The 12291-nt window shown below is 48.1% G+C and carries 11 protein-coding genes; 10 read left to right on the forward strand and 1 reads right to left on the reverse strand.

Annotated features, from left to right (window positions below):
• Window positions 1–251: 251 nt before the first annotated feature.
• The 10 genes from EP073_RS08820 (at window position 252) to hypD (ending at window position 11294) form a co-directional block, all read left to right on the forward strand.
• Entirely contained in the window at window positions 252–800 is a 549-nt protein-coding gene (locus EP073_RS08820) for a helix-turn-helix domain-containing protein (RefSeq protein WP_128466786.1), read from the forward strand.
• Between the two features lie 14 nt (window positions 801–814).
• Window positions 815–1720, forward strand: a complete 906-nt coding sequence (locus EP073_RS08825; RefSeq protein WP_128466787.1) for a proline dehydrogenase family protein — start codon at window positions 815–817, stop codon at window positions 1718–1720.
• 29 nt (window positions 1721–1749) lie between these two features.
• Window positions 1750–3384 (forward strand): L-glutamate gamma-semialdehyde dehydrogenase, encoded by a 1635-nt coding sequence (gene pruA / locus EP073_RS08830; RefSeq protein ID WP_128466788.1) that lies wholly within the window; start codon window positions 1750–1752, stop codon window positions 3382–3384.
• Window positions 3385–3482: 98 nt separating this feature from the next.
• On the forward strand, window positions 3483–4610 hold the full coding sequence (locus EP073_RS08835; protein WP_128466789.1) for a branched-chain amino acid ABC transporter substrate-binding protein: 1128 nt from the start codon (window positions 3483–3485) through the stop codon (window positions 4608–4610).
• Window positions 4611–4751: 141 nt separating this feature from the next.
• Window positions 4752–5657, forward strand: coding sequence for a branched-chain amino acid ABC transporter permease (locus tag EP073_RS08840; RefSeq protein WP_128466790.1), 906 nt, complete (start codon window positions 4752–4754; stop codon window positions 5655–5657).
• Window positions 5657–6598 (forward strand): branched-chain amino acid ABC transporter permease, encoded by a 942-nt coding sequence (locus EP073_RS08845; RefSeq protein WP_128466791.1) that lies wholly within the window; start codon window positions 5657–5659, stop codon window positions 6596–6598. Before EP073_RS08840 ends, EP073_RS08845 begins: the two co-directional genes overlap by 1 nt.
• Window positions 6599–6600: 2 nt before the next feature.
• Entirely contained in the window at window positions 6601–7380 is a 780-nt protein-coding gene (locus EP073_RS08850; protein WP_128466792.1) for an ABC transporter ATP-binding protein, read from the forward strand.
• Window position 7381: 1 nt separating this feature from the next.
• Window positions 7382–8098, forward strand: a complete 717-nt coding sequence (locus EP073_RS08855; protein WP_128466793.1) for an ABC transporter ATP-binding protein — start codon at window positions 7382–7384, stop codon at window positions 8096–8098.
• Between the two features lie 57 nt (window positions 8099–8155).
• Window positions 8156–8935, forward strand: a complete 780-nt coding sequence (locus tag EP073_RS08860) for a glycyl-radical enzyme activating protein (protein ID WP_206617455.1) — start codon at window positions 8156–8158, stop codon at window positions 8933–8935.
• A gap of 4 nt (window positions 8936–8939) precedes the next feature.
• The gene (gene hypD / locus EP073_RS08865) at window positions 8940–11294 is read left to right on the forward strand and encodes a trans-4-hydroxy-L-proline dehydratase (protein WP_128466794.1); all 2355 of its coding nucleotides are present in this window, start codon (window positions 8940–8942) and stop codon (window positions 11292–11294) included.
• A gap of 98 nt (window positions 11295–11392) precedes the next feature.
• On the opposite strand, the gene EP073_RS08870 is transcribed toward hypD, so the two are convergent.
• Window positions 11393–12253, reverse strand: a complete 861-nt coding sequence (locus EP073_RS08870; protein WP_128466795.1) for a DMT family transporter — start codon at window positions 12251–12253, stop codon at window positions 11393–11395.
• Between the last annotated feature and the right edge of the window lie 38 nt (window positions 12254–12291).

Raw genomic sequence — 12291 nt, forward strand, 5'->3', positions numbered from 1 at the left:
AACACGAAAAACTTTGAGAAAAGCGGCATTTGCTCAATATACCCTATCCTTTTTTTATAATATAAAACACCTTCAGGGAAATCATTTGTTATCTTCCAAACAGAAAAAGATGTACTTTGTAATAAGTATTACAATTACAATAGGTCATTACTTACACCTTCGCAGTGAACTTCGGAGCCATCCAAATCCATTGACATCTCATTAATGTTCAGTATAATGAACAGCATAGTGAAATATAAAAGAGGTATATTTTGGACTTCGGCAAGAAAGTAAAAGATCTGAGACATGAGCGTAAAATGTCTCTCCGCGATATGGCGAAAGTCAGCGGATGCAGTATATCTTTCCTTTCACAGGTTGAGCGGAACCTTGTTTCACCCACCGTTGCCAGTCTTCGTAAAATATCCGAGGCGTTAGGAGTGACGATAACCTCTTTCTTTGACGTAGCCGAAGGAGAAAAAGACTCTGTCGTTGTTCGGAAAAATGAACGGGTTAAGTTAACTTCCAAGGCGTCCAGAGTTGTTTACGAATCTCTTAAACCCAAGGGAGCCAACTCTGTTCTGGAGCCGCTGTACCATATACTTGAAAAAGGGGCATACAGCGGAAACGACTACAATTTGCATGTTGGGGAGGAGTTTGTATACGTGCTTCACGGTCAGGTGGAGATAACGCTCGATAAAAAGACAATGGTGCTTAATGCGGGCGACAGCGCTGTATACAACTCCAACATTCCACATAGATGGAGAAACACTTATGACGGTGAGACCGTACTCCTATGGGTCAACACTCCGCCGACTTTTTAAAATCGGAGAAGGAAATGTTTAACACATTGATCGCGAATTCCATGCCTTACATGCCGAAAGCGTTTGTCGGTTTTTTTGCGAAAAGGTACGTTGCCGGGGCTACCCCCGAAGACGCCTTCAGCATGACCCAAGCTCTCAACAGCGAAGGCGCAATGGGAACTATTGATTTGCTTGGCGAGTTTACGGACGACATTAATAAGGCCAAACAAACTGTCGAAATGTACAAGCTTGTTCTTGACAACATCAAGACAAAAAACCTCGATACCAACATATCCATCAAACCCACAGCATTCGGGATACTCCTTAATCAGGAAACATCCACCAAGTATATGACGGAAGTCATAAACTATGCGTACGGCAAAGGGATCTTTGTCCGCATAGACATGGAAAACCACCCCTACACAGACTACACCATCGACCTTTACCTCACACTCAGCAAGGAAATGCCTAAAAGCTGCGGAACAGTTCTTCAGGCGTGCCTTAAACGCACACAGGACGATATAAAGCACATTACCGCATCAACCGAACAGGCGAATATCCGTCTCTGCAAAGGCATCTACAAGGAACCCGACGAAATAGCCTACAACAACAGAAAGAAGGTTCAGGAAAATTTCCTTGAGTGCCTTGAGCTGCTTTTTCAGAAGAAGGCGTATGTGGGCATAGCCACACACGATGATGTTCTTATAAACGGCGCTATGGAGCTCATCAAAAAGTATAAGCTTGAAAAACATGAGTACGAATTCCAGATGCTTCTCGGAGTGCGTTCTGAGCTTCGTAAGAGACTTCTTGCGGAAGGACACAGACTCCGCATTTACACTCCTTTCGGAGAAGACTGGCTGCCGTACAGCATCCGCAGACTGAAAGAAAACCCCGCAATAGTCGGTTCGGCTATCAAGGGCTTTCTCACCTGCGGAAGATAAACAGTTAAATAAAATATAAGGAGTAAAGAATGAATAACAGCGTATTTAACGTACCATTCCCCCAGAACGAGCCGATATTTGAATACCGTGAAGGCAGCAAAGAGAAGAAAGAGCTCAAAGCCGCCCTGAAAGAACTTTCTGAGAAATACATAGAAATACCCGTCGTTATCGGCGGCAAAGAAGTAAAGACAGGCAATACTGTCGAAATAACAGCCCCTTTTGATCACTCAATCAAACTCGGTAAATATCACAAAGCGGGTCAGCCCGAAATTCAGCAGGCAATAGACGCCGCCATGACAGCCAGAGAAGCATGGGGCAAAATGCCTTGGTATCACAGAGCCGGCATCTTTCTTAAAGTCGCAGAGCTGATCTCCACGAAATACCGCGCGCAGATGAACGCCGCAACTATGCTCTCTATAGGCAAAACCGCCGTTCAGGCTGAAATCGACTCCGCCTGCGAACTGATAGACTTTCTCCGTTTCAATGTTTACTTCATGCAGCAGATATATGCGGAACAGCCTCTCCATAACTCCAAGGGCGTATGGAACTCTCTCCAGTACCGTCCTCTTGAAGGCTTCATTCTCGCTGTAACTCCTTTCAACTTCACGGCTATTTCAGGCAACCTCCCCCTCGCTCCTGCGATGATGGGCAACGTGGTTCTCTGGAAACCGTCAGGTGACGCAGCCTATGTCCCAAATCTTCTTATGAAGATCTTTAAGGAAGCGGGACTGCCGGACGGTGTGGTAAACTATGTACCCTCCGATGCGAAAGACATATCAGCGGCAACCTTCTCCAGCCCCGATTTCGGCGGCATCCACTTCACAGGAAGCACAGGCGTTTTCAAAAATATCTGGGAAACAATCGGCAAAAACATCTACAAATACAAGTCATACCCGAGAATTGTCGGCGAAACGGGCGGCAAGGACTTCATCTTCGCTCACAAATCAGCAGATGTTGACGCACTGGCTGTTGCCTCAGTAAGAGGCGCTTTTGAGTATCAGGGACAGAAATGTTCTGCGGCTTCAAGAGCTTATGTACCTTTCGGCATGAGGGAAGCTTACCTCAAAAAGGTTAAAGAGCTTGTCGGCGAAATCAAGATGGGCTCCCCCATGGATTTCAGAAACTTCATGACCGCAGTCGTCTCAAAACGTGCGTATGAGTCTATCATAGCGTACATTGACTACGCCAAACAGGCAAAAGACGCGGAAATTGTTATCGGCGGCGGCTATGACAGCTCAAAAGGCTGGTTCATTGAACCCACTGTAATCACCACACAGAACCTTGAATTCAAAACCTTCAGAGAAGAAATCTTCGGACCCGTTCTGACTGTTACCTTCTATGAAGATGAAAAATATGAGGAATACCTGAAACTCTGCAACTCGGGCAACGAATACGCCCTCACAGGCTCAATCTTCGCCGGATGCAGAAACGCGATCATCACAGCTTTCGAGCTGCTTGAGGACGCGGCTGGCAACTTCTACATAAACGACAAGCCCACAGGGGCAGTTGTCGGACAGCAGCCTTTCGGAGGCGGCAGAGGATCGGGCACAAACGATAAGGCAGGCAGCTACCTGAACCTTGTCCGCTGGGTAAATACCCGCACGGTAAAAGAAACCTTTGTGCCGCCGCTGGCTATAGGCTATCCTCATATGGAAGCGGAGTAATTTATTCAGGTCAGGCTTTTAGAAAAGGAGTTTTTGTGAAATGATATTCTAATCAATGATCATTGATAGAATACAACACTAACTAGCAGGAGGAAGCTATGAAAAAACTGTTTAGTCTGTCACTTATGCTGATGGTGAGCGCATTTTTCGCTGTTGGAGCGTTTGCTGCTGACACTATCAAAATCGGGGTACAGGCGCCTATCACAGGCGAATACGCCAACGAAGGACAAGGTATTGACAACGCTGCAAGACTTCTTGCGGAGCAGTACAACGCCAAAGGCGGACTGCTTGGCAAAAAGCTTGAAGTTTTCACATGCGATGATGAAGCTCAGGCGATGAAAGCGGCTATCTGCGCCAAAGAACTTGTTGAAAAAGGCGTTATCATGATTATCGGTTCCTACACTTCAAGCGCTGCTGAAGCTGCTCAGAGAACTTATTTCCGTGCCGGCGTTCTTCAGACAACTGACGGAACAAGCGACTCTCTTACCAAAAACGGCTACTGGACATTCTTCAGAAACTCCAACCCCAACTCAGCCAACGCGGCGTTCACAGCCGACTACATGGTAAACGCTGCAAAATTCAAACGCATAGCAATCCTTTCTGACCACTCAAGCTATGCACAGGGGCTTGCTGACGCTGTTACCGCTGAAGTTAAAAAGGTAAACGGCAATATTGTGTACTCAGGCAAAATCAAAGCAAACAGCCAGAACTTCACGCCTGTTCTCACAAGCATGAAATCTCTTAACCCTGATGTAATTTACTTCGCAGGCTACTATGCAGACGGCGGTCTCATCCGCGCTCAGCAGAAACAGCTCGGTATCAACGCTGAATTCATAGGCGGCGACGCGAACGACAACGTTGACTTTGTTAAGCTTGCAGGCGCGGCGGCAAAAGACGCGAAAATCGTTAACGTTCCCACTCCCGACATGCTTCCCTATGACAGCGCAAAAAAATTCCTCGCTGCCTACAACGCCAAATACGGTAAAGAGATCCCCTCCATATGGGCTCTGCTGAATGCTGACGGTATGTTTGCGTTCCTCACTGCTATTGAAAAAACACAGTCAACTGACACTAAAAAAATGTCAGACTGGCTTCACGCAAACGAGCTTGACGGTTTTTCCGGCAAGCTTAAATGGGACAAAAACGGCGAACGTGTAGGTTCCACGTTCATGGTTTACAACATCAAAGCTGACGGCAGCTACGAAGTTGCATACCCCAAAAAATAACACTCATTTACAATACTCAGGGGCGGCGCAGTCCGCCGCCCCTTTTTACTCATTATTCCCATAGGGGGTTTCATCTTTCTAGGTAAAGGAAAGAGACTCGCTTCCCTATACTTAGAATGACGAAATATTAAGGAAAAGCGTATGGATATATTTCTTCAACAGGTAGTCAACGGTTTGATCATCGGCAGCATTTATGCGCTGGTAGCCCTCGGCTATACAATGGTTTACGGGGTTATGAAGCTCATCAACTTTGCACACGGTGATCTTGTTGCCTTATCCGCCTATATAGGTCTGATGTTTTACACTCAGCTTATAGGCATGGGCGTTATGCCTCAGTCTATGGTTGTTATTATGGTATTCGTGCTGACGGCGCTTGTCGCCGCTGCTGTGGCATTGCTGGTGGAAAGGGTTGCCTACCGCCCCCTGCGCACAGCACCGAGACTTTCGGCGGTTGTTTCCGCTCTCGGAGCCTCAATGATGATCCAGAACGGGATCATGCTTATCTGGGGTCCCAACATCACGATCTTTCCCTCTGACATTCTTCCTGCTGCGAGCTGGACAGTATACGGCATAAGCATAACCTTCGTTCAGGCGGCAATGATAATAATCACTCTCGTTCTCATGGTTTCCCTCACTCTTTTTATCAACTACACCAAAATGGGAACAGCCATCAGAGCCAGCGCCATAAATCAGGACGTGGCAAAACTGATGGGCATAAACGTCAACATGATAATAATGATCATCTTCGTAGTCGGCGCGGTTCTCGGCTCCGTCGGAGGTCTTTTCATAGGAATGTACTACAGAGGAATAAGCTTCAACCTCGGATGGATCTACGGTCTTAACGCATTCATAGCGGCAATCCTCGGCGGAATCGGCAACATCCCCGGTTCGATGGTCGGCGGCTATATGCTCGGGCTGTTCACCGCCCTTATAGCCGGTTATGTTTCATCCTCATGGGCGGAGGCGTTCACCTTCATCCTGCTTATACTGATACTTATCGTACGCCCCACAGGTATTCTCGGTGAGCGCGTAGCGGAGAAGGTGTAATGAAAAACAAAGCATTTATAGGATACGCGGTACTTTTTGCCTTTCTGGCTCTTTTCCCTGTGGTAAATGACCCCAGATGGCTCACGGTTGTGACAACCTTCTGCATTTACTCTGTGGTGGCACTCAGTCTGGACATAGTTCTCGGACGCGCGGGAATGTTTGACATGGGGCACGCCCTCTTCTTCGGGATGGGAGCGTACATAACGGCTGTTCTGAATGTCCATTTCGGACTGAATATTCTCTGGGCTCTTCCTCTTGTTGTAATAATACCGGCTCTTTTCGCGATAATACTCTCAACACCCATAGTCCATCTCAGGGGGGATTATCTCCTTGTTGCGACGATCGGCATGAACATAGTGTTTGAACAGGCTCTTAAAAACGACCTGTTCGGGCTCACAGGCGGTCCCAACGGAATATTCGGGCTGGACGCCACAGTATTCGGTTTTTATCTGGACGACGGTCTCACAATATACTACATAGCCTTCTTCCTTCTGCTGTTCACTCTTCTTATGATCAGAAACCTTGAGAAAAGCAAGGTGGGCAGAGCCCTGCACTATATTCAGGAAGATCCCATAGCCGCGGAAAGCTTAGGCATAAGCACACGGTTCTACAGGGTCTTCTCCTTTGCTCTCGGTGCTGCGCTTGCAGGTCTCGCCGGTTTCGTGTTCTCAATACAATACGCTGCCGTGAGTCCCGAAGCATTCAACTTCATGACATCGGTAATCTTCTTTGCCATCGTTCTCGTGGGCGGCAAGGCATCTATCCCCGGTATTCTGGCGGGTACGTTCATCATGTTCGTTCTTCCCGAAATATTCAGGGAGTTTGCTACCGCAAGATATTTTGTTTTCGGTCTGGCTATGGTTGTCTCCATGATTCTCCGTCCGGAAGGCATGTTCCCCGCTAAATACGGCAAACTGCCGAAATATGTAACGGAGGATTAGGCATGAGTCTGCTTGAGCTTAAGAGCGTTACAAAAGTTTTCGGCGGCGTTGTCGCCATGGATAAACTCTCCTTCAGCGTAAACGAGGGTGATATATACGGAATCATAGGACCCAACGGCGCCGGCAAAACCACGGCGTTCAACTGCATCACGGGGATATATAAGCCTGAAGAAGGTGAAATTATCTGGAAAGGTGAAAACATAGCGGGAATGCACCCCTGTGACATAGCGGGCAAGGGCATTGTCCGCACATTCCAGAACATCCGCCTGTTCGGCAAGATGAGCGTAGCGGAGAACATTATCTCCGGACGCCATCAGAAATCCAAACAGACATGGTTTCAGGGACTCTTCAGTACCCCCTTCTACAAAAAGGACGAAAAGGAAAACTGGCTGAAGGTGAAAGACATCATGAAGCTCATGGGGCTTTCCGAATACGCCACAATCCCCACCCAGTCCCTTGCCTACGGCATACAGAGACGGGTTGAGATAGGCAGAGCCCTTGCCACTGAGCCGGAACTCCTTATCCTTGATGAGCCCGCAGCGGGGCTCAACGAGAAGGAAACCTTTGAGCTCATGGAGCTTATTAAGAGAATTAAAGATTCAGGAATAACTGTTCTTCTGATTGAGCATGACATGGACATGGTTATGCAGCTTGTAAACAAGATTACAGTGATAAACTTCGGCAAAAAAATCAGCGAAGGAGACCCTGAATACATACAGAGCGACCCAGTGGTTATTGAAGCATATCTCGGCAGCGAGGATGATGAGGAGGAGGAAAACTGACATGGCAGAGAAACTCTTGGAAGTTAAAGACCTCTTCGTCAATTACGGCAGCATTCAGGCTATCAAAGGGATCAGCTTTGAGGTAAACAAGGGGGAGATAGTCTCCGTTCTCGGCGCAAACGGCGCCGGAAAATCAACTACGCTCCGCACCATAAGCGGTCTCATAAAACCGAAGGCAGGGCATATTCTCTATAAAGATGTTGACCTTGCAAAAATGCCCGCTCACAAAATAGTGAGGGAAGGAGTTTCACACTCCCCCGAAGGGCGGCAGGTTTTCGGAACGCTCACAGTGGAAGAGAATATAAAAATAGGCGCTTTCGTTAAAAAAAGCATAGATAAAGACACTCTGGACTGGATATACGCCCTCTTCCCCCGGCTTCTGGAAAGACGCAAACAGCTTGCGGGAACTCTCTCCGGCGGTGAGCAGCAGATGCTCGCCATATCCAGAGCCCTTATGGCGAAGCCTCAGCTCCTCCTTCTGGATGAGCCCTCACTCGGCATAGCGCCTATCCTTGTCAAAATGATCTTCACCGCCATCAAAGAGATTTCAAAAAGCGGCGTTACAGTCCTCCTTGTGGAGCAGAATGCCAAAGCCGCTCTCAAACTCGCTGACAGAGGCTATGTTCTTGATGTGGGCAAGGTGACTATTGCGGGCTCCGCGACAGACCTGCTCAACGACCCCAAGGTTCAGGAAGCGTATCTCGGCAAGAAAAAGTAAAAAACAATTTATTTAAGATTGTTTTAGTCTCTTTTGAGGTGTATAATAAAAGGTATAGTGTTTGACATAAAGAAATACGCTGTCCATGACGGTCCGGGCATACGTACCACAGTTTTCCTCAAAGGCTGCCCCCTCTCCTGCATATGGTGTCACAACCCGGAAAGCAAGGGATTTGCCATTGAGAAAATAAAGAAGGAACTCCGGCTCGGCGGAAAAGTTCTGGAAAGCATGGAAACCGTGGGCAGGGAGATGACCGTCAGAGAAGTTATGGAGGAGATTGAGAAAGACATTCTCTTCTATGAGGAATCGGGCGGCGGAGTAACTTTTTCCGGCGGTGAGGTTTTTGTTCAGCATGAGTTTCTGCTGGCACTTCTGAAAAGCTGTAAGGAAAAAGGGATAAAAACCTGCGTGGATACATCCGGCTATGTGAACAGAAGCATACTGGAGAAATCCATACCCCTGACAGACATATTTCTTTATGACATAAAGCTCATGGACGAAGAGCTGCACAAAAAATACTGCGGCGTGCCTAACAGACAGATTCTGGAAAACTTCCGTGTCATATATGAAAGCGGCGCGGAAGTGAGGCTGAGGTTTCCCGTTATCCCCTCCGTCACGGATACGGAGGACAACCTTAAAAAAGTCGCAGAGTTTGCGGCACAGTTTCCCGGAGTCCCCGCGGATCTCCTTCCCTATCATAAGATCGGAAAGGATAAATACCGCAGACTGGGGCAGGAATACCTTATGGACGGCGTAGAGAAGCCGTCTGACGAGTATATGCAGAGAATTGCCGATTTCTTCAACGGATACGGCATTAAGACCAAAACAGGAGGCTAAGCATATGACTGACAGGATTAAAAGACTCCGTAAAGAGAGCCTAGACGCAGTGCCCACGGTATCATCCGAAAGGGGCGTTTTGTTAACCGAGTTCTTTAAGAGCGGCGAGGCGGACGGTCTGTCTGTTCCTGTACAGCGGGCAAAAGCCTTCTATTACATAATGGCTAACAAGGAACTTTACTTTCAGAACGGCGAACTCATTGTCGGCGAAAGAGGTCCCGAGCCAAAAGCCACTCCGACTTACCCTGAGGTCTGCATCCATTCCAAAGAGGACTTCGACATTCTCCACTCAAGACCGAAGGTTTCCTTCAAAGTGGACGAAAAAAACAGAAAACTCCACGAAGAAATAGTTTTCCCTTTCTGGTTCGGCAAGTCCCACAGGGAAAAAGTGCTTGAACATATGACGGATGAATGGCTGAAAGCCTATGAAGCCGGTGTCTTCACCGAGTTTCAGGAGCAGAGAGCACCCGGGCATACGGTTCTCGGCAAAAAAATATTCAGAACAGGGCTTAACGGGCTGAAAGATGAAGTGCGTCAGGCGATGCAAAAGCTCGACTTCTACAATGACCCCGAAGCCTTTGATAAAAATGAAGAGCTTAAGGCTATGCTCATAGCGGCTGATGCCATGATAAACTTCGCAGAGCGTAACGCACAGGCGCTGAAAGAACTTGCGGACAAGGAAAAAGACCCCAAACGCAAGCTTGAGCTTCAGGAGATGAGCGTTATCTGCTCCAAAGTGCCCGGCAGTGCTCCGGAAAGCTTCTGGGAAGCATTGCAGCTTTACTGGTTCGTTCACATAGGCGTAATCACTGAAACAAACCCTTGGGACGCCTTCAACCCCGGCAGGCTTGACCAGCACCTTTATCCTTTCTACAAAGCTGATATTGAGTCAGGCAAGATCACCGAGGAAGGCGCAAAGGAGCTTCTTCACTCATTCTGGATAAAGTTCAACAACCACCCCGCTCCTCCCAAAGTGGGCGTAACGGCTAAGGAATCAAATACCTATACAGACTTCGCCCTTATCAATCTCGGCGGCGTTAAGGAGGACGGCTCCGACGGAGTTAACGAGCTTTCGTACGTTCTGCTTGATGTTATTGAAGAGATGAGGCTCCTTCAGCCCAGCTCAATGGTACAGATCTCCAAAAAAACACCGGACAGGTTCCTGAAAAGAGCTCTGCATATAGTTAAAACAGGCTTCGGTCAGCCTTCCATTTTCAACACAGACGCAATTATTCAGGAGCTTATGCGCCAAGGCAAAGATATAGTAGACGCCAGAAACGGCGGAGCCTCCGGCTGCGTTGAATCAGGCGCGTTCGGAACGGAAGCCTACATCCTCTCAGGCTACTTCAACCTGTCCAAAATACTTGAGCTCACCATCTACGGCGGACATGACAAGTATACGCAGAAGCAGATCGGGCTGGATATTCCCGCAGACTTCAAATCGTTTGAAGAACTGACGGAAGCTTACAAAAAACAGCTTAACTATTTTATAGATATTAAGATAAGAGGCAATATAGTTATCGAGCGCCTCTTCGCCGAGTTCATACCCGTGCCCTTTCTCTCTATCCTCACGGAGGACTGCATCAAAAACGGCAAGGACTACAACGACGGCGGCACCAGATATAACACCACCTATATTCAGGGCGTGGGTCTCGGCTCCGTTACGGACTCCCTCGCGTCACTGAAATACAATGTCTACGATCAGCAGATAATCAGCCTTGAAGGCATGAAAAAGGCTCTGGACGCAGATTTTGAAGGATACGATGAGCTGCGCGCGCTGCTGCTTGAGAATACGCCGAAATACGGCAACGACAATGACTACGCAGACGATCTCATGCGTATGGTTTTCGAGATATTCTTCAAATCCGTTAACGGCAGACCGAACACAAGGGGCGGCGTGCATAGAATCAACCTTCTGCCCACCACCTCTCACGTGTATTTCGGCAGTGTTATCGGCGCCCTGCCGGACGGACGTAAAAAAGGGATACCTCTCTCAGAAGGCATATCCCCTGTTCAGGGCGCGGACAGACACGGTCCTACTGCCGTTATCAAATCCGCATCGAAAATCGACCACCTGCGCACAGGCGGCACGCTCCTGAACCAAAGATTCGCGAAAGAGTTTATGCACACTGAGGAAGGCATAGATAATGTATGCAGACTGGTTCGCTCATACTTCCGCATGGACGGACACCATATACAGTTCAATGTTATGGATGAAAAAATCCTCAGAGAAGCTCAGACCAAACCTGAAAACTACAGAGATCTCATCGTAAGGGTCGCAGGCTACTCCGACTACTTCGTGGACATCACCGACGAGTTGCAGGAAGAGATAATAAGAAGGACTGAACACCAGCATTAGTACAGCCCCCATCACGGGAATGCGCCGTGTGAAGAGAAGGTTTGCTCTATAAAACAAAGAACCGGAACCTCCCTTGAACGGGAGGTTTTTTTTATGCCTTACGCCCTGCTCTTCATTATCAGAATCGCTATACCCATAAACAGGCAGATTATGCCTATGCCCACCATGAAGTTGATCCTTTCGCCCACAATAAATATCCCGAGAATAGTCGCAGTAAGCGGTTCAGCCAGAGACAGGGTGGCTGTGCTGGAGACAGAGACGGTTCGCAGCCCTTTCGCGAAAAAGAAATAAGATACTGTCGTTGTAATCAGTCCGAGGTGAACGGCAACCGCCGCGCCCTGCCAGCTCATTATCCAGCTCGCCTCTGAAACAAGCAGTACGGGGGAAAGCAACACAGCGCCAAAAAAGAAAATAAGCCCCACAGCGGCTGTTCCATTGTGGTCTCTCATAAGCATCTTGGTGAGCAGTGCGTAAAGAGCATAGGAAAATCCCGCTCCGAAAGCGCATATTATACCCGGTATACTGATCTGAATATCCTCCCCGCCTGAAAGCGCAAGAAGCGTACAGCCAAGAATCGCAAGAGCAGAGGAAATATACCATCTCATCATAATTTTTTCATGCAGAATGAAATAACCCAGAAGTCCGGCACTCACCGGAGCGGAACCTATGGCGACTATCGTACCCACAGCGACACCGGTAAGCTTAACACCTGTAAAGAAAGTAACCTGATACGCCGCCACTGCTAGGGCGCCTATAAGCACATAAAACTTGTTCCACGGCGCGCCTCCTTTGAAGCAGCCGGAAGAAACAGCGAACAGAAGAAGCCCTGTTCCGCCGACGAGTAATCTGAATGCCCCGACCGTCATAGGGGAAGCCCCTTCGGGGGCAAAAAACTGCGCTGTGCCTGTAGTTCCCCAGAGAACCGCAGCAGCAATAATAAAGACAACACCTTTGTTCATAAAAATACCTTTTCATTTAAATCATTAATGAAATTTGA

The sequence above is a fragment of the Geovibrio thiophilus genome (genome assembly GCF_004087915.1).
Lineage (GTDB): Bacteria > Chrysiogenota > Deferribacteres > Deferribacterales > Geovibrionaceae > Geovibrio > Geovibrio thiophilus.